This is a genomic window from Kaistella carnis, from assembly GCF_003860585.1.
In the GTDB taxonomy this organism is placed as follows: domain Bacteria; phylum Bacteroidota; class Bacteroidia; order Flavobacteriales; family Weeksellaceae; genus Kaistella; species Kaistella carnis.
Genome location: NZ_CP034159.1, coordinates 1,941,993 through 1,961,806, shown reverse-complemented (window position 1 = coordinate 1,961,806; position 19,814 = coordinate 1,941,993). Strand labels below are relative to the sequence as shown.

11 protein-coding genes are annotated in these 19,814 nt (G+C 37.9%); all 11 read left to right on the top strand.

All coding sequences use genetic code 11. The annotated features are described in order from the left end of the window. Positions 1-61: 61 nt before the first annotated feature. The 11 genes from nusA (at position 62) to radA (ending at position 19,803) form a co-directional block, all read left to right on the top strand. Positions 62-1,309: a transcription termination factor NusA gene (nusA, locus tag EIB73_RS09095; RefSeq protein WP_125024687.1), complete on the top strand. Its 1,248-nt coding sequence runs from the start codon at positions 62-64 to the stop codon at positions 1,307-1,309. Positions 1,310-1,384: 75 nt separating this feature from the next. Further along, complete coding sequence (gene infB / locus EIB73_RS09090; RefSeq protein ID WP_125024685.1) at positions 1,385-4,267, top strand: translation initiation factor IF-2; 2,883 nt, start codon at positions 1,385-1,387, stop codon at positions 4,265-4,267. 291 nt (positions 4,268-4,558) lie between these two features. Next, positions 4,559-7,456 carry a SusC/RagA family TonB-linked outer membrane protein gene (locus tag EIB73_RS09085; RefSeq protein ID WP_125024683.1) on the top strand — a complete coding sequence of 966 codons (2,898 nt, stop codon included), beginning with the start codon at positions 4,559-4,561 and terminating at the stop codon, positions 7,454-7,456. Between the two features lie 10 nt (positions 7,457-7,466). Continuing rightward, positions 7,467-9,044, top strand: a complete 1,578-nt coding sequence (locus EIB73_RS09080; RefSeq protein WP_125024681.1) for a RagB/SusD family nutrient uptake outer membrane protein — start codon at positions 7,467-7,469, stop codon at positions 9,042-9,044. 155 nt (positions 9,045-9,199) lie between these two features. Then, positions 9,200-11,128 (top strand): putative porin, encoded by a 1,929-nt coding sequence (locus EIB73_RS09075; RefSeq protein WP_125024679.1) that lies wholly within the window; start codon positions 9,200-9,202, stop codon positions 11,126-11,128. A 9-nt stretch (positions 11,129-11,137) separates the two neighbouring features. After that, the gene (gene bshC, locus EIB73_RS09070) at positions 11,138-12,724 is read left to right on the top strand and encodes a bacillithiol biosynthesis cysteine-adding enzyme BshC (RefSeq protein WP_125024677.1); all 1,587 of its coding nucleotides are present in this window, start codon (positions 11,138-11,140) and stop codon (positions 12,722-12,724) included. Between the two features lie 36 nt (positions 12,725-12,760). Further along, complete coding sequence (locus EIB73_RS09065; protein WP_125024675.1) at positions 12,761-14,713, top strand: amino acid ABC transporter substrate-binding protein; 1,953 nt, start codon at positions 12,761-12,763, stop codon at positions 14,711-14,713. A gap of 45 nt (positions 14,714-14,758) precedes the next feature. Next, the gene (gene fabD / locus EIB73_RS09060; protein ID WP_125024673.1) at positions 14,759-15,637 is read left to right on the top strand and encodes an ACP S-malonyltransferase; all 879 of its coding nucleotides are present in this window, start codon (positions 14,759-14,761) and stop codon (positions 15,635-15,637) included. Between the two features lie 8 nt (positions 15,638-15,645). Next, positions 15,646-16,551: a GYDIA family GHMP kinase gene (locus EIB73_RS09055; RefSeq protein ID WP_125024671.1), complete on the top strand. Its 906-nt coding sequence runs from the start codon at positions 15,646-15,648 to the stop codon at positions 16,549-16,551. 121 nt (positions 16,552-16,672) lie between these two features. Beyond that, complete coding sequence (pckA, locus tag EIB73_RS09050; RefSeq protein ID WP_125024669.1) at positions 16,673-18,277, top strand: phosphoenolpyruvate carboxykinase (ATP); 1,605 nt, start codon at positions 16,673-16,675, stop codon at positions 18,275-18,277. A gap of 179 nt (positions 18,278-18,456) precedes the next feature. Continuing rightward, entirely contained in the window at positions 18,457-19,803 is a 1,347-nt protein-coding gene (radA, locus tag EIB73_RS09045; RefSeq protein ID WP_125024667.1) for a DNA repair protein RadA, read from the top strand. Positions 19,804-19,814 lie beyond the last annotated feature (11 nt).

Genomic DNA, 19,814 nt, shown 5'->3' with positions numbered 1-19,814 from the left:
ATTGAATTAAATATAAAGTGTAAAAACTTTTTATCTCAAACCTAAAACAAAACATATATAAATGGACGGTTTAGCATTGATTGAAGCATTTGGCGATTTCAAAGAAGAAAAAAGCATCAGCAAAATTGACTTGATGGCAATTATTGAGGATTCTTTGAAAACATTATTAAGAAAAAGATTTGATTCCGACGATCATTTTGATGTGATCGTGAATCCTGATAAAGGTGACTTTCAGATATTTTTAAATAAAACCATTGTTGAAGACGATATGTCGGAAGATGATGATTTGGAAATTGAATTGGCAGAAGCGAAGAAAATAGATCCTACTTTCGAAGTGGGCGAAGATTTTACCGTTGAAATTCCAATTGAAAAATTAGGAAGAAGAAGTATCTTAACATTGAAGCAGATTTTAGCAACGAAACTTCAGGAGCATAATAATGCGCTTTTGTATGATCAGTTCCGTGATAAGATTGGTGAAATCGTTATGGGTGAAGTACATCATATCCGTCACAAACATGTTATTTTGTTGGATGATGAAGATAATGAGTTCATCTTGCCGAAAGAAAATCAAATTCCGTCGGACTTCTTCAAAAAAGGAGAAAGCATTCGTGCCATTGTAGAAAGTGTAGATTTTAAAGGGGCAAAACCTCAAATCATCGTTTCAAGAACAGCTCCACGATTTTTGGAGAAATTATTAGAACTTGAAATTCCTGAAATCCAGGACGGTACCATTATTTTGAAAAAAGTAGTTCGTATTCCGGGAGAGAAAGCGAAGATTGCTGTAGATGCTTATGATGACCGAATTGATCCGGTTGGTGCCTGTGTTGGAGTGAAAGGTTCCCGAATCCACGGTGTGGTAAGAGAATTGAAAAACGAAAATATCGACGTGATTCAGTGGTCTAAAAACCCTGAGATCATGGTGAAAAGAGCCTTAGGAAATATTACCATCAATAAAATTGAAATTAACGAAGAAACCAATTACGCTTTGGTTTATACTCCGGTTGAAGAAATTTCGAGAGTGATTGGTAAGCAGGGACAAAATATCAGACTGGCTTCTTGGTTAAGCGGTTATGATATTGACGTGTACAGAGAAGCAAGTGAAGATGATGATGTAGAATTAAGAGAGTTTGCAGGATCTGATGAAGGTGACATCGAACAGTGGATTATCGATGAATTCCGAAAAGTTGGGTTGAATACCGCGAAGAGCGTTCTGGATAAAGAGACAGATGCGTTGGTCAACATGACAGATTTGGAAGAAGAAACGATTGCGGAGGTAAAACGCATCCTAAAAGAGGAGTTAGAGGACTAAAAATCTCTAAATACCATATCTAAAGTTAAAATAGGTTAACTTTGCCAAAAATTAAAATAAAAGTATAAAGTATACATGCCAAAAATTAGATTAAATAAAGCGGTTAAGGAATTTAATATTTCGATGACAAGACTTGTAGAATTTCTGCAGTCAAAGGGAATCGAGGTAGAAAGTAACCCGAACGCTCAATTGGAAGAATCGGCATATTCTGCATTAGAAGCTGAGTTTCGCAAAGATGGGGAACAAAGAAAAGCTTCTCATGAGGTGATAATCGCTAAAGTTCCGGAAGAAAAACTGGAAATTGAGCCATCGCAACCTGAGGTAATAAGAGCCAAAGCGAGTCTGAGACCTGAAACAAAAATCTTAGGTAAAATTGACTTGGACCAAAAGAAAACCGAAGCCAAGGTAGAGCAGCCCGCTCCACCCGCAGAGGAACCAAAACCGGTTGTGGAAAAATTAACCACTCCTGAAAAACAGGAATTTAAAGTTTTGGATAAAATCGATTTGTCGCAGATTGAAGGCAACAAGCCACGATCATCCAAAAAAGATCAACCTAAACCACAGGAAGTTCCTGTGCGAAAACCAGTTGCTGCTGAGCCAGTTGCTGAAAAACCTGCAGTGGAAGCACCACCTGCGGAAAAGGCAGCAGAAACACCTGCAGCAAAGAAAGAAGAACCTGCTGCTTCTGCAGAGCCTAAGACAGCGGACTCACCAGACCCTGACAGAATTGAAACCGTTTATAAAAAATTAGATGGTCCTAAAATTCTGAAGCAAACGGTCGACTTATCTCAATTTAATAAACCGAAACCTTCAGCAAATTCATCCGCTGCCAAAAAGAAAAGAAAACGTATTGAAAAACCAAATCCTACGGGAGGAGCTACTCAACAGGGTGCTCAGGGGAATCGTCCGCCGGGACAAGGTGGCAACCGTCCTCCAGGTCAAGGTGGGAATCGTCCTCCTGTTCAAGGTGGTGGTGGAAATCGCCCTGGATATCAAGGTGGTGGTAACAGAGGTCCTGTAAGAAGAGGTCCGAATGTAATGCCGGTTGAATTAACAGACGAGCAGGTTAAAAATCAAATTAAGGAAACTTTAGAAAAACTGACCAGCAAGGCCGGTAAAAATAAAGGTGCCAAATATAGAAAAGAAAAAAGAGTATACCGTCGTGAGCAAGATGAGCGTCAGGAGGAAATTGATGCAGCAGACAGATCATTAAAAGTGACGGAGTTTATTACCGTAGGCGAATTGGCCTCGTTAATGAACGTAAGTCCAATGGAAGTTATTTCTGCATGTTTCTCTCTTGGAGTAATGGTGACAATGAATCAGCGATTAGAAGCAGATACTTTGTTACTTGTAGCTGACGAATTTGGATATAAAATTGAATTCTCTGATGCTGATGTTGAAGAATCAGCGTTAGAAGAAGATACAGATACTGAAGAGGATTTATTATTCAGAGCGCCAATCGTAACCGTAATGGGTCACGTGGATCATGGTAAAACTTCCTTACTGGATTATATTAGAAAGACCAATGTAATCGCCGGGGAATCCGGAGGAATTACACAGCATATTGGAGCATATAACGTGCAGCTGGAAAATGATCAAAGAATTACGTTCTTAGATACACCAGGTCACGAGGCATTTACCGCGATGAGAGCCAGAGGGGCGCAGATCACTGACATTGCAATTATCGTAATTGCAGCTGATGATGATGTGATGCCACAAACCAAAGAGGCGATTTCTCACGCACAGGCGGCGGGAGTTCCTATGATCATTGCCATCAATAAAGTAGATAAGCCAAACTCTAACCCGGATAATATTCGCCAGCAACTTTCTGCAATGAATGTATTGGTAGAAGAATGGGGTGGTAATGTACAGTCACAAGAAGTATCTGCCAAATTTGGTAACAATATGGATGCTTTACTTGAAAAAGTATTGCTTCAGGCGGAACTTTTAGAATTAAAAGCAAATCCTAATAAAAGCGCAAGTGGTGTAGTAATCGAAGCTTCTTTAGATAAAGGTAGAGGTTATATTTCAACCATTCTTGTACAGGCAGGAACACTTAAAGTGGGTGATTATATTCTAGCAGGTAAAAATCACGGTAAAGTTAAAGCATTGCTTGATGAAAGAGGAAAACCGATGGAAGAAGCAGGACCTTCAATTCCGGTAACCGTATTGGGATTAGATGGAGCACCAACTGCTGGTGATCGTTTCAGAGTTTTTGCGGATGAAAGAGAAGCAAAAACCATTGCAACCAAACGGGAACAGTTACAGCGTGAGCAATCTGTTAGAACGAAAAAACACGTAACGTTAGACGAATTAGGAAGACGTATCGCACTTGGAGATTTCAAAGAATTGAATATTATCTTGAAAGGAGATGTGGATGGTTCTGTAGAAGCACTATCAGATCAGCTTCAAAGTTTATCTACTGAGGAAATCAGCGTTAAAATTATTCACCAAGGCGTAGGACAAATTACTGAGTCAGATGTTTTATTAGCAGCAGCATCAGATGCGATCATGATTGGTTTCAACGTGAGAGCTGGTGTTAATGCGAAAGAATTAGCAGATAGAGAAGAAATTGAAATCAGAACTTATTCTATTATCTATAAAGCGATTGATGAAGTGAAAGAAGCCATGGAAGGCATGCTTTCTCCGGAAATCAAAGAACAGGTAATTGGTAATGTTGAGATTCGCGAGGTGTTCAAAATTTCTAAAGTAGGATCTATCGCAGGATGTATGGTTCTTACAGGAAAAGTAACCCGTAATTCTAAAATCAGATTACTAAGAGACGGAATCGTGAAATTTGATGGAGAACTTGAAAGTTTGAAACGTTTCAAAGATGATGTGAAAGAAGTAACAAAAGGTTACGAATGTGGATTGAACATCAAAGGCTACAATGATATTGAAGTCGGCGACATCTTAGAGGTTTACGAAGAGATTTCAGTGAAGAAAAAGTTGAAGTAATTGTTTAAATATGATACAAAATCTGCTATTCTAGCAGGTTTTTTTGTGCGTTGTAATTCATACTTGTTCTAAATAGCTTTTTACGCACCACCTTTTCTGTAAAAAGAATATACTGAAACTACTAAAAATTCAATAGATGACCGAAAATGGGAAACATTTTTACATTATATGTTTTTAATTGTTATATAATTACCATTAATGCTCTCAATATTGAAAATATAACACATCACTGTATTGCCTATGTTAAATTTTATTAACATATTTGCCACTTAAATATTAAAATGTGTTAATATGAATGTTAAACTAAAAATCTTAAGTGTTGGTGTTGCATTTTTCGTAACCCAAAACTTATCAGCTCAGCAAGACAGTGCTAAGGTTCAGGATATCGACGAGGTGATCGTTGTTGGATATGGTGTACAAAAAAAGAGCGAAGTTACGGCCGCAATCTCGCAGGTGAAAGGATCTGAAATTGCAAACTTAAATACGCCGACTTTTGAAGCCCAGCTAGCAGGTCGCGCAAGTGGAGTTCAGGTTACAACCAATTCAGGGATTTTAGGGGATGCTCCCAGAATCAGAATTAGAGGAGTAAATACCATTTCTTCCGGTGCTTCTCCATTGTATGTGGTAGATGGTATTCCGATTTTTTCAGGTGATACCGGCGGTGGATATACCGGTTCAAACGCTCTTTCCGATATCAATCCAAATGATATCGAATCCATGGAGATCTTAAAAGATGGTGCAGCAACCGCGATCTATGGATCAAGAGCGGCAAACGGCGTTGTCTTAATTACCACTAAGAAAGGTAAAAATGGAAAGTTTGTTTTCAATTACAACAACATGATGAGTTTCGCTACGCCGGTGAAATATTTCGATTTACTGCATACCCCGGATTTTCTTGCAATTAGCGCAGAAAAAACAGTTGCTGCAGGTCTCGCCCCGGATTATTGGGCAAATGGAAGTGAGTTTGATACCGATTGGCAAAAGGCTATTACAAGAAGTACTCTACAACAGGATCATTATATTTCTTTCGGTGGAGGAACTGCAAAAGGAAAATACTTTTTCTCCTTGGGGTATGCCAACCAGGAAGGAATTATTGTAGGAAACAGTATGGATCGTTTCACCGTTCGTGCAAATGCCGATCAGAAATTAACCGACTGGTTAGAAATTGGTGGAAGTATGTCTGCAGCCAGAACCCGTTATGACGGATTAAACAATGGACAGTCTTCTCTGTCTGGAGCAATGTATAATGCGTTAAGACAATTACCAAATACGCCAATTTACGATCCAAGTACGCCAACGGGATATAATATTTATACGCAGGGTACGGTAAGTGTTGTTGGTCCGTGGGATAACAATTCATTTATCGCGAACAACATTACAAATATCGCTTATGTATTGAACAACAATATTAACAATTCAAAGCTTACCAGATTTATTGGAGATGTGTACACCAATGTAAAAGTAACCGATTGGTTGACCTATAGATTTCAGGGAAGTGCAGATAATTCAATTACTGATGGAAGATTGTACTGGAATAAAATTCATGGAGATGGCTTTTCCAGTAACGGTGTAGTTGAAGGGAATAACCTAAATATGTTGAGATGGAATATTCAAAATATGTTAACCGCTAATAAAGCTTTTGGACAACACAGCTTAAACTTAACATTAGTACAGGAATATTTAGAGCAAAAATCTGATTACATCGTGGCTGGAGGAAGTGGTTTGCCGGATGACTATTTCGGTCAGGGTGGCCCAATTTCAAACTCCATGACCGTACAAACCTCCGGAGGTAGTGTGAATGGAAACAGCTTATCTTCCTACCTGGGTCGTTTCAATTATAATTTTGCTAAAAAATATTTTGTTCAGGCTTCCTTGAGAACTGATGGTCTTTCAAAACTCCCTTATGCAAACCGATGGGGAACATTTCCCGGAGTTTCTGTAGGTTGGACGGTTTCTAATGAAAACTTTATGCAGTCTATCAATTCTACGGTGTCAGACTTTAAATTGAGAGCTTCCTATGCAAAAGTTGGAAACACTGATATTGGAAACTATCCATTTATGTCACTGTACGGAAATGCCAGATACGGAAATAACACAGGTCTTGCACTGGTACAGGGTGGTAACCCTGATTTGAGATGGGAAACAAGCATCAAGTATGATTATGGAGTAGATATAGGATTGTTTAATAACAGAATAACTATTAATGCAGATTATTTTATTAATGATCAAAATGATATTATTTTGGATCGACCGACTGATCCTTTGGTGGGAATTCCAAATAACTTTATTCGTCAAAACATCGGTGCAGCAACCAATAAAGGTTTTGAATTAGGTTTAAATGCAGATGTTATTAAAAGACAGGATTTTAACTGGAGTATTGGCGGGAATGTCTCTTTTGTACAAAATGAAGTGAAGGCATTGATCGATGATAAAGATATTTTATTTAATATCGATTCGAAAAGACAGCAAGTTGGAATCATTAGAGTTGGAGAGTCAATTCGTTCACTTTATGGGTTTGAATATTGGGGAGTAAATACTGCAAATGGAAACCCGGTTTACTATAAAGCAGATGGAAGTTTGGTTGAGCAGAACGCAAACACGGGTGCTTACACTGTATTTAATGCAGCAACGCCGGGCGTAGTAGGAGCAGCATCCAATTTAATTTCTGATGATAAAAAGATCCTGGGAAATACATTGCCAAAATATTTCGGCGCATTCAATACCACTGTTAGATATAAAAACTTTGATTTAGGAGCATTGGTAAGATTTAGCGGCGGGAATAAAATTCTCAATTTAACAAGAAGAGATTTATTAGGAATGGACTTTACCAATAACTCTACCGAAATTCTGGGAAGATGGCAAAGTGCTGCAAATCCTGGAGATGGATGGACGCCGAGAGTGATCGCCGGAAAAAGTAATTACATAAACTTTGATGGAGTTGCAACCTCTCGTTTTGTTGAAGACGGCAGTTTTGTGAAAATTGATAATATTAGTTTAGGATATACCTTGCCGAAAGATTTAATCAGCGAGTTGGGTTTAAGCGGATTTAGAATATTTACAACTTTACAAAATGCCTTTACATTTACAAAATATAAGGGAATCGATCCGGAAATGGAAGTGAATGGAGTAGATTTTAACGCCGCGCCAAGACAAAGAACTGTATCTGTAGGTTTAAACGCATCATTTTAATTAAAGAGCTATGAAAAAATATAATTTAAAACTTAATAAAAACTTGAAAGGTATTTTTGCCGTCGCAAGTTTTGCATTTCTGCTTGCTACTGCTACAGGGTGTAGCGAAGATCGATTAGATCAACAGCCTTTCAATGAAGTCCCGGAAGAAACGATCTTCACAAGTCAGGCGCTCGTAGAACAGGCCGTGAATGGAATGTACAATGCCGCTCAAATAGGAGATTATGCGGGTGCCGGTAGAGGCTATCCTTTTGGCGCAGCATATCAAATACAAAATGATATGCGTGGCGAAGATATGGTGAGTACCGCAACCTTCTTCCAAAATACCTATATCTCTGCAATTAATGGAGCAGCAGCTCTTAATAATATTTATTACTGGCTGGATACTTACCGATTGATCAATCGTGCGAACTTATTGATTGAAGGTATTGATAAGGCGGTGGCAGCAGGAACCGTTTCCGCTGCAGATACCGATAAGTTTAAGGGAGAAGCTCTGTTTTTTAGAGCAATTTCTCATTTCGAAATGCTTAAACATTTTTCAAGACCCATTCAGCTGACGGGTTCAGATTTATTTGATTACGGAGTTCCGTATATGTTGAAAGGTTCTACAAATTTGCAGGATGCACTGGAAAATGCAAATGTTGATAGAGAAAATGTAGGCGTTACTTATGGTAAAGTTTTAGCAGACTTAGACGCTGCGGAAATACTTTTAGCGAACCAATATACCGTTTACAGAATTTCTAAGGAAGCTGCGATTGCCTATAAAACGGTAGTAAAATTACACCAGAGAGATTGGGCGGGAGTAATAACTGAAGCCAATAAATTGGATGGTAAATTTACCATGGAACCAGATCCAAATACCCCTTGGGCTAATAATAGCGGAAACAAAGAAAGTATCTTCTCTATTGAAAATACTGACACGAATAACCCAACCGTGAATGGAGCATTGCCGTCTATGCACGCTGGTCGTAACTTGATCGCGATTAGTCCTGTGCTTTGGAATAAAGCAATGTGGCTTGCTACAGATAAAAGACGGTCTGCAAATATGGTACTCACGCCTGCTTCCGGCGCAACGGCCGGTCGTAAATATTCTCTTAAATATAAAGATACGACTACACGCAAAGATGCAGCTCCGATCATTAGATATGCTGAAGTATTACTGAATCGTGCAGAAGCAAAAGCCAGATTGGGTGATGCTACATATTTAGCTGATTTAAACGCGGTACGAAACAGATCATTAGCAAACCCCGCTACAGAAGCATATACTGCTGCGAGTTTCGGAACAATGGTTTCCCAGGTCGATGCAATTTTAACAGAAAGAAGAATCGAATTTGTAGCAGAAGGGAAAAGATGGGGAGATATTCACCGTCTGATCAATGATGATTTAGCCCCAACTGCAGGTGTTCCACAAAAATATAAAAATGGCGTACCTAAAGCAACTGATTATACCATCGGAACTCCATATGTATTTGGATCAGGTGATGTGGGAGCAATTCCTTACACCGACAGAAGATTCTTATGGCCAATACCGGATGCTCAGGTCAATGTAAATCCTACCCTAAAAGCGCAGCAAAATAAAGGTTGGTAGAAACAGTATTCTTCAATTAAATTTTAATAAAAAACCACCAGCAATGGTGGTTTTTTTATGATCCAATTCGTGATTAGACTGTTTAGATCGCAGCAAAAATGACAGCCCTTTTTTATTTCATCATATTTCTTACATTTGTACCCCAAACACAAACAATGCGGCATCTTCTTTTTTGTCTCTTCTTTATCACCTGCGGATTACAGGCGCAAACGCTTAATAAAACCGATTCCAACCGAGTGAAACCGAGCGATACCCTGGTGATTGACTCCGGTTTTAAAGATTCGCTTAAAGTCTTTAAACCAACCATTTACGACTATACCTATCAAACCCAATTTTCCGAAAAGAAGATTTTTGATACCGCTTTTACCCAAGATAAAACTTTCATTTTTTCTCAGTATAATAACAAAGACAACTTTGGAAAAATTCAGTTTGCGAATATTGGATCGGGTTTTCAACCGCTTGTTTTTGAAGTGAATACCGACCAGAATTTATCATTGTTGCCGACGAACAAAAGCGCGTTTCTTCGCGGCATTAATGATATTAAGTATTATGATGTAAAAACGCCAACGACTACCTTTATCTACCATAATGCGGTGCGAAACGGTGCTGTTTTGTATTCTACGTACACCCAAAATATCGGTAAGAACTTTAACTTTGCCGTGGAATATACCGGACTTCGTTCCCAGGGAAATTATCTGAAATCACTTGCTGCTAACAATACGACCCAATTTTCTGCCCACTATCTATCGGAAAATAAAAAGTATGAAGCATTTGGTCACTTTATTCATCAAAATATAAATAATGAGGAGTATGGCGGAATTGCAGATGTAAATTTATTTTTGAACGGCGATTCAGACTTTAATAATCGGGAGAACTTAGAGGTGAATTTAAACAATTCAAATTCAAGGTTCGCCTACCGAAGATTTTATTTCAGTCATGAATTCCGACCGTTCGCCTCAGAGAAGTTCCCCTTTAAAATACGACATACTATTTTTAATCAAAGTAATAAATACTACTACAATCAGTCGCAACCGGAAAGTTTTTACTTTACCGATGCTTCAGATTTAATTAATTATAGTGCAGACTCTAAAAAATATTCAAAAAATCTAAGCAATACCGTAAGTATTCTTTTCGATAAAGAAAGTTTTAAGCTTGATGCAGGAATTCGTCATCAACTGATCAAACTGGGAATAGGATCACCTTTGCCGGTGTCGCAAAATATTCCACAAGAACTTTCGGAGAGCAGAATTGGTGCAGTCGGAAATCTTAAAATAAATCTTTTGGGTAAAATCGCCCTAAATTCAAATTTTGAATTTTCTACCGGAACAGAATTTGGAAGCTTTCTACGCTCCCAGAATCTAATTAGATTTGAACCGATTCCAGAGTATTTTGTGAATGCAAAAGTGAATTTTCAAACCGGATCTCCAAGTTTTAACCTGTTACTGAACCCTTCAGTCTATAGAAAATTCAATTATTATTTAGAAGATCCGAAAAATGAAAGCATTACTGAAATTGGTGGTGATGTAAATCTGAAATGGTTCAAGAGTAATGTTTTTGCTAATTTTTTCCGCGTTGATAACTATACCTATCTTGATGATTTAGCACAACCACAACAAAGTGCAACTTCATTAAATATCTCCCAAATTGGCGGCGAAGCTACTTTTTCTTCTGGTAAATTTCATTTGAATCCAAAGGTTCTTTTTCAAAGTGCTATTGGCAACAAGGATCTTTTACCGATGCCAAATTTCGTAGGTCGCGCCAATCTTTACTGGCAATCAAAAGCCTTCAAAGATGCCGCGGAAATTCAAGCCGGAGTTAAAGTCTATTATTTTTCTAAATTTGCCTCACGGGAGTTTTTTCCAGTCTTAAATGAATTTATTTTACCGAGTGCAAACTCATATTCGATTGGTGGCCAACCAATTGCCGATGTTTACTTTAATTTAAAGGTTAAAAGAATGTTTTTCTTTATAGAAGCGCAGCATTTAAATACGACCTTTATGAAGAATAAATCATTTACCGTACCTTATTACCCAATCTATGATTTCCGTTTAAATCTGGGAATCGTTTGGTATCTTTTTAGTTAAAAATTCGTTTTGAAAAAAATTAACCACATACCGTTTCTAGAAATTGAGAGCATTCCACAGCTCATCAAAGATTTTCTGAAACAAAATATTCCCGGCTTCGAATCGCAGTTTTTTAATCTGGAAAATATTGAAAAACAGTTTCAATTAAAAGGTTCCTCATTTTCTGAGGCTCAAAGAAAAGTATTGGTCGATGTTTTAGAGGATCAGTATTCGGATTTTCGAAAATCAGAAAAACAAGAGTCCAATTTAAACGATATTTTATCAAATCAAACCTTTACGGTAACCACAGGACATCAGTTAAATTTATTTACGGGACCTGCATTCTTTATTTATAAAATTTTGCAAACCATAAAATTGGCGGAGTTTCTTAAACAGAAATTTCCGGAGCAGAATTTTGTCCCTCTTTTTTGGATGGCTTCAGAAGATCATGATTTTGAGGAGATCGATCATTTTAAAACAAAGAATCACTATTACGAAACCAAAGCAAAAGCGGGTGGCGCGGTTGGCCGTATTAAAATAGAAGATGATTTTTTTATCTCTCAGTTTGAAGAGGAATTTAAGGATTCTGTATATGGAACTGAGTTGATTTTATTGCTCAAAAAGGCGTATAAGAAAGGAAATAATTTATCCCAAGCTACCAGGATCATTGTACAGGAACTGTTTGCTGATTACGGACTTATCGTACTTGATGGAGATGATGTACGGTTGAAAACAGAAATGAAACCTGTTTTTAAAGAAGAACTTCTACACCAGACCTTATCCGATTCTACCCAGGAAACCGTGCGTTTTTTAACAGAAAAATATGGTAAAGTTCAGGTAAATCCGCGTGAAATTAATTTATTTTACCTCTCAGAAACTCGTGACCGTATTGTTTTTGAAAATAATGTATTTAATATTGTTTACCGAAGTAAAACATTTACAACGGAAGAAATTTTAGATGAACTGGAGAATCATCCCGAACGTTTCAGTCCAAACGCTCTTTTAAGACCTGTATTTCAGGAAACCGTTCTGCCCAATATTGCATATATTGGTGGAAACGCGGAAATTATGTACTGGTTAGAATTAAAGAATTTCTTCAGCCAGATCAAACTTCCTTTTCCTGTTCTTATTCCGAGAAACTCCATGTTGATGTTAATGGAGAAAACGGTGGAAAAAATGGATCATTTAAATTTAAAGATCAATGATTTTTTCAAAAACTTCGCCACCGTTACGAAAGACATGATTCTTGAAAATAATGAGATTCTACCTCTTTTGGAAAATCAGGAAATGACCTTAAAAAACCAGTTCCAAATATTAAAAACCGAAGCGGAAAAGACGGATCAAACCTTTGGAAACCTTGTAGAAGCTGAACAAACGCGCCAGCTCAAATCTTTTAACCGTATGCGAAAAAGACTGCTTCGTGCAGAAAAAATAAAACAGAATGAGAAGTTAGAACGTTTAGAAAACCTCTTCCTCACCATTCATCCGGGTAAAAACTGGCAGGAAAGAACCTATAATTTTTCCGTATTCTATGCAGATTTAGGCAGAGACTGGCTTCATAATTGTTACGACGGAATGGAGATTGAAAGTTCTGAATTAATAATTTTTACTATTTAATTTTAAAGCAGTATTTTTGTAAATATTTATCTGAAGATGATCAAAAAGTTTTTTATTATAGCTGGTTTAACGGCATTTGCAGGCTTATCTGCCCAGAAAACCCATACCGTGGTGAAAGGAGACAATCCCTACAACATCGCGAAAAGATACGGCATGACCGTAGATGATCTGGTGAAGCTGAATCCCAACGCAAAAGATGGTAAAATTGCCATCGGGGATGTGCTAAAAGTAGATAAATCAACAACGAAGGTGGCCGCATTTCAACCAAAAGCAGCGACTCAAAACGCCGCATCTTCGGGGAAAGTCGGTACGATCATTCTGAAGCCTAAGCAAACTATTTACGGAATTACGAAACAATATCAAATCTCCGAAAGTGATTTAAGAAAACTGAATCCGGACCTGGATTCTCATATGAAGATCGGTGATCAGGTGACCTTGCCTTTAGCTAGTATTCAGAAATTTGGTGATGCTGATAAAAATGTAGTTGAAGTGGCTGAAAATGCTGCCAAAGATGCAAAGGAAGCAGCGGCAGTAGCGGTTTCAACAGAAGTGGCTAACGTGGTAAATGAAAATTCATATACCGTGCAGCCAAAAGATAATTATTATAAACTCAGTCGTAAATTTAATCTTTCGCAAAAAGAACTTTTTGCTTTGAATCCCGGTTTAGAATCCAGAGGTTTGCAGGCAGGTGACATCATCACCATTAAATCAAATGCTTCTTCCGAACAGTCCGTTTCTCAAACCGTTGCAACGACAAGCAAAGTTGATGAAGAAACTTCAGTACAAACTTATTCTACTACATCAACAGCCGACGATTATGTAACGTACACCGTTCAGGCTGGTGATACCGTTTTTGGTATTTTAAATAAATTTGGAATTACCCTGGATGATTTGTTGAGCCTTAACCCTAATTTGAGCCAAGGTTTAAAATCAGGAATGGTTTTAAAAATTAAAAAATTAGATGCGGCCTACGTTAAAAAGAATGGCGATGCTCTGAATGTGGTTTTAATGTTGCCTTTCGGTTTTGATACCAATGATTCAAAATATAGAAATTTATCTCTTGATTTTCTCGCTGGTGCAAAATTAGCCATTGAGCGTCAGGCGAAGACCGGTCAAATCTTAGATGTTAAAGTCATTGATGCCGGCAACGAAAAAAGTTTCAAAAACTCTTTAACTCAGATCAATCAGAATAATACCGATCTTATTATCGGCCCGTTCTTTAAATCCAGTGTTTTAGAAGTTTTAGACTATGTGAAAACAAGCAAAATACCGGTGGTTGCGCCATTTGCAAATTCCGATGATTTGTTGGGTTACAGCAATTTGATCATGGTGGAAACCAATGAGATGATTTATGCAGACCGCATTGTAAAAGAAGTGAAAGATGTGTTTTCAGATCAGAAAATATATGTTCTTTCAGATAATGACCAGACTTTTGCAAAATATCTGAAAACCAATTTAGAGAAGGAATTGAAAAATCCGAATATTGTGATAGTAAAATCAGCTACAGATATTCAGGTTGATCAGAACATGATGACAGGTCAAGCTGCACCTGTAATTGCAATTTTGGCTAATAATAATGACCAAGTGGGCGATGCTTTTGGTAACCGATTAATCGAATTATCAAAAGAGGCGCTGGGGACAAAAGGTTTCAGCATGTATTATTCTCCAATCTTCGAGAAAAAAGAAGATGAGCTTCTGCCAAGTAAATTAGTTTACATCATGGATCGCAAAATTAATACCGAGGGAAGTTTTGAAAATGAGATTTTAGCAGAATACAAAAAGAAATATTGCAAATCTCCGTCAAAATATGCGGTAATAGGATTTGATGTGGTTAATGATATGTTAACCCGAGAGAATAAAAAAGGAGAAATCTTCAAACAAATGAATAAAGTGCAAACTCAGTTGGCAACAAAATTCGAATTTGAAAAAACGAAAACAGGTGCTTATGTAAACAGAGGATACAGAGTCGTTCGTTTAAATCCTAACTAACAAGACACATTCAGAATAAAATAAAATAATTAGCCTTAAAACTTTATGAAAGCACTTGTATTTCCTGGGCAAGGTTCACAATATGTCGGCATGGGAATCGATTTATATGAGTCCCGCAAGGATATCAAAGATTTGATGGACTCTGCCAATCACATTTTAGGTTTCGATATTCTCTCCGTGATGTTCAGTGGAACTGATGAGGATCTGAAGAAGACTGAAGTAACACAGCCTGCAATTTTTATATATTCCGTTGCTGCTTTGAAAGCTCTGAATAATGGTTCTACGCCTTCTATGGTGGCAGGGCATTCTCTGGGAGAGTTTTCCGCCTTGGTTGCCAATGGCGTTTTAAGTTTCGAAGACGGACTGAAGCTTGTTTCTACGCGTGCAAAAGCAATGCAGGAAGCCTGTGATGCAAACCCAAGTTCCATGGCGGCCATTTTAGGTCTGGCTGATGAGCTGGTAGAAAAAATTTGCGAAGACACACCCGGAATTGTTGTTCCGGCAAACTATAACTGTCCCGGTCAGCTCGTAATTTCCGGTGAAACTGCTGCAGTAGAAATGGCCTGTGAGAAAATGAAAGAAGCAGGTGCAAAACGTGCTTTGTTGCTACCCGTAAATGGAGCATTCCATTCGCCGTTAATGCAACCAGCACAGGAAAAATTAGCCGAAGCCATTAATAATACCAAATTCTACAAGCCAACCATGGATATTTATCAAAATATCACCACCACGGCAGTAGAAAATCCCGAAGAGATTAAACTTAATCTAATTGCACAGTTAACAGGTCCTGTAAAATGGACGCAATCTGTACAAAATATGATTAAAAAAGGGGCAACTTCTTTCGTAGAAGTTGGTCCGGGAAAAACTTTGCAGGGTTTAATTAAAAAAATTAACAGCGAAGTTTTGGTTTCTTCCGCAATATAAAATACAACATGAGTACGATTTTTTCGCACGGAAAATTATTGCTCACCTCCGAATATGTCGTCTTAGATGGCGCTTTAGCTCTTGCCGTACCGACTAAATGGGGGCAAGAGTTTTTTGTTGATGAAAATCCCGATGGGAAATCCTTCGTTACCTGGACTGCGCTTCATCAGGGAAAACCTTGGCTGAAAATTCTGATTGATTATAATCAAGAAGAGGTTTTATCCACGAATATTCCAGAATCTGCAACATTTATTTTAAAGGTTTTAAAAGAGATCAAGTTGGTTTCGAAAATTTGTCTGCAATCCGATACTTCTTACTACATCACCACAGATTTACAGTTTCCGGCAGATTACGGGTTGGGAAGCAGTTCTACTTTGATGAATAATTTAGCACAGTGGGCCGCGATCGATGCTTTTGACCTTAATGAAAAATGTTTGGGTGGAAGTGGGTATGATATTGCGGTAGCGCAGGCTAAATCATCTATTATTTACCAAAATCAACCGCAAAGAAATGTTGAGAAAGTGATGTTTGATCCCAGCTTTAAAGATGATCTGCTTTTTATTCACTTAAATGAAAAACAAAACAGCCGCGAAGGAATTCAACTCTATCGAAGCAAAGAAAAATCGCCGGAACTTATAGATGAGTTTTCGCTTATTACCCAGCAAGTTTTACAATGTAAAACTTTAATAGAATTTTCTGATTTAATGAATCTTCACGAAAAAAAATTAGGAAACTTTCTTGGAATTGAAACGGTAAAAGAAAAATATTTCGAAAATGGACCTTCTTTCGTCAAAAGTTTGGGAGCTTGGGGCGGCGATTTCATCATGACATCGAAATTTTCTGGTTTTGAGGACTATTTTCGGGAGAAAGGTTTTTCAACAATCTATTCCTATAATCAGTTAATTTATTGCTAATCAATATTTTATCAATTTTATAATTTCTTGGTCATTCTGACGAATATCAGTATTTTTAGATCCTCATTAATGCAGATTATGATTAAATTTGTATTTTACTAAAAATCAGAAATAAGAAGTTATGAAGAACATTAAAATCATTCAGCAACTCCATGATCTAGGAATCACAGGTTATGAAGAAGTATCTTATAATCCCACCTACGAGGAATTGTTTGTTGCAGAGATGTCAAGTAAAAACAAAGGTTTTGAAAAAGGCGCACTTACAGACTCCGGCGCAGTAGCGGTAAAAACAGGTGTTTTCACGGGACGTTCCCCGAAAGACCGTTTTATCGTAAAAGATGAGGTGAGTAAAGATACCATTCACTGGGATGGTAAAGTTAATTTACCAACCACTCCTGAGATTTTTGAAAGTTGCAAGCAATTGGTTTTAAAGCAATTATCTTCATCAAAGAAAATATATGTGGTTGATGCATTCTGCGGAACCAATCCTGATACAAGACTGAAAGTTCGTTTCATTATGGAAGTGGCGTGGCAAGCGCACTTCGTGACCAATATGTTTATTCGCCCTTCAAGTTTTGAATTGGAAAGCTTTGGTGAACCAGATTTCATCGTGATGAATGGTTCTAAAACAACCAATCCAAACTGGAAAGAGCAAGGATTGAATTCTGAGAATTTTGTAATGTTTAACCTTACAGAAAAAATGCAGATCATCGGTGGAACTTGGTACGGTGGCGAAATGAAGAAAGGAATGTTCGCGATGATGAATTATTACCTTCCATTAAAAGGAATGGCTTCTATGCACTGTTCAGCTAACGTAGGTGAAGACGGAGATGTCGCTTTATTCTTCGGACTTTCCGGAACTGGTAAAACCACGCTTTCTGCAGATCCAAAAAGATATTTGATCGGTGATGATGAGCACGGTTGGGATGATAACGGCGTTTTCAATTTTGAAGGCGGGTGTTATGCCAAAGTAATTGACCTTTCCGAAGAAAAAGAACCGGATATTTTTAAAGCGATCAGAAGAGATTCATTGTTAGAAAATGTGGTGGTAAATGAATATGGTGAAGCGGACTACACGGATAATTCAATTACAGAAAACACCAGAGTTTCTTATCCGATCTACCATATCAGCAAAATTGTGTTGCCTTCAAAAGCAGGGCACGCGAAAAAAATCGTTTATTTATCAGCAGACGCATTTGGAGTATTGCCTCCTGTTTCTATTTTAAATGAAGACCAGGCACAATATCACTTCCTTTGCGGATACACCTCTAAATTGGCAGGAACAGAGAGAGGAATTACAGAACCACAACCTTCATTCTCTCCGGCGTTTGGTGAAGCGTTCTTAACTTTGCACCCAACTATGTATTCTAAAACATTGATCGGTAAAATGAAGGAGCATGGTGCAAAAGCCTATTTAGTGAACACGGGTTGGAATGGAACTGGAAAAAGAATTTCTTTGAAAGATACGCGTGCGATTATCGATGCCATTATTGATGGTTCAATTGACAACGCGGAAAAAACGACGATTCCGGTGATGAACTTAGAAATTCCTACCGCATTGCCAAATGTTTCAGAGGGAATTTTAGATCCAAGAGACACTTATTCCAGCGCTTCTGAGTGGGAAGTTAAAGCAAAAGATCTGGCAGCACGTTACATCAAAAACTTTGAGCAGTATTGTGATACTGAAGAAGGAAAAAGATTGGTGCCGGCTGGACCACAGCTATAAGAAATTTTGATTTATAAAATAATTCCTTCAGTTTTTGCTGAGGGAATTTTTTTTATGCAATTCAACAGGTCAGTATCAGGGAGAGATTTCCGTTTACCGTCAAATCATCGCGCAGAATAATTACGCTGCAGATGATAATTAAATAATTAAATGTCAAAAATTTTCAAGAAATTCGCAACATGGCAAAAGTGAAAACGGCATATTTCTGTCAAAACTGTGGATCCCAGTATCCGCAGTGGTTGGGACAGTGCAAAAATTGTGGAGAATGGAATACTTTGGTGGAAGAAATTGTAGAAAAATCGCCCACGAAATCGTTTACCGATAGATCTAAACAACACATCATTAATATTATTGAAGTAGAGACTTTTGAAGAACCTCGAATTGTAAGTCCTTCCGAAGAATTAAACCGTGTGTTGGGAGGTGGAATAGTTTTAGGTTCTGTCACTTTAATTGGCGGTGAGCCGGGAATCGGAAAATCTACGCTCTTGTTGCAACTGGCTTTGAAAATGAAGAAGAAAATTCTTTACGTTTCCGGTGAAGAAAGTGCATCGCAAATAAAAATGCGGGCGGACCGCTTGACGGAACTTCAGAATCCAAACTGTTTTCTTTTTACTGAAACTTCCGTGGAAAAAATTCTTCACGAAGCCAAAAAATTGCAACCGGATTTTTTAATTGTAGATTCTATTCAAACGCTTCAAAGCCAATTGATTGAAAGTTCTCCGGGAACGGTTTCTCAAATTCGGGAATGTTCCAATGAGATCATTAAATATGCGAAAGAAACCAATACACCTGTTTTTTTAGTTGGACACATAACAAAAGACGGCCAAATTGCGGGGCCTAAGGTTTTGGAACATATGGTGGATGTGGTTTTAAATTTTGATGGAGACCGAAATCATCTGTTTCGATTGTTGCGGGCAAGTAAAAACCGTTTTGGCTCTACGGCAGAAATTGGAATTTACGAAATGGTTTCCCAAGGCTTAAAAGAGATCAAAAATCCTTCAGAAATATTAATTACGAAGAAATTCGAGGAACTTTCCGGGAATTCTGTCGCCGTAACTTTAGAAGGAAACCGCCCGATGCTCATCGAAATTCAAGCCTTGGTAAGTTCTGCCGTCTATGGAACTCCACAAAGAAGCTGCACTGGTTTTGATTCTAAAAGATTAAATATGCTGTTGGCTGTTCTGGAAAAAAGAGCCGGTTTTCAACTCGGTGCGAAAGATGTTTTCCTCAATATTACTGGGGGAATAAAAACCGGCGATCCTGCGTTGGATTTAGCGGTGGTGGCTTCCATACTTTCTTCGAATGAAGATATTGCTATTTCTGAGCATTTCTGTTTCGCAGGAGAAATTGGGTTAAGTGGAGAAATTCGTCCGATTCCACAGATCGAACAGCGGATTTCGGAAGCAGAAAAATTAGGCTACGAAAAAATATTTGTATCGAATCTTAATAAAATTCCGAAGAAAAAATTCGGGATTGTAATTGTAGAAGTGAGCAAGATCGAAGATTTTCACGAATGTTTGTTTTAAAAATACTATTT